The 404-nt window shown below is 35.4% G+C and carries 1 protein-coding gene; it reads left to right on the top strand.

Going from position 1 to position 404, the window contains the following annotated elements:
• Window positions 1-155: 155 nt before the first annotated feature.
• Window positions 156-404: IS200/IS605 family transposase (tnpA, locus tag FD16_RS12485; RefSeq protein ID WP_156403265.1), on the top strand; the 249-nt coding region annotated here is incomplete at its 3' end.

Raw genomic sequence — 404 nt, 5'->3', positions numbered from 1 at the left:
TTTCGTCTTGAAGACCTAGTTGAGCACGTAGTGCGAAACATAAAACCACCCGCTATGCGGGTGGATAATAAATGGTTATACAAAAACTCCCTCGACTGACATAGAATACTGGATGTTCAAGCCAGAAAATTATGTTAGAAAGAGGGAGATAAATAGTGGCAAATAAATTAAACAGCCTTGCACATACTAAATGGCTTTGTAAATACCACATTGTGTTCACGCCCAAGTATAGAAGAAAGATAATTTACAATCAATATAGACGAGATTTGCAAGGAATTCTTAGATTACTTTGTCAGTATAAAGGGGTTAAAATTTTGGAAGGCCATATGATGCCAGATCATGTGCATCTATTAGTTAGTATTTCGCCTAAAATAAGTGTATCCAGCTTTATGGGATATTTAAAA

Origin of the sequence: Paucilactobacillus suebicus DSM 5007 = KCTC 3549 (genome assembly GCF_001434475.1) — a bacterium.
GTDB lineage: Bacteria > Bacillota > Bacilli > Lactobacillales > Lactobacillaceae > Paucilactobacillus > Paucilactobacillus suebicus.
The sequence above is the reverse complement of the archived record's forward strand: the minus strand, read 5'-3'. Positions and strand labels throughout refer to the sequence as shown.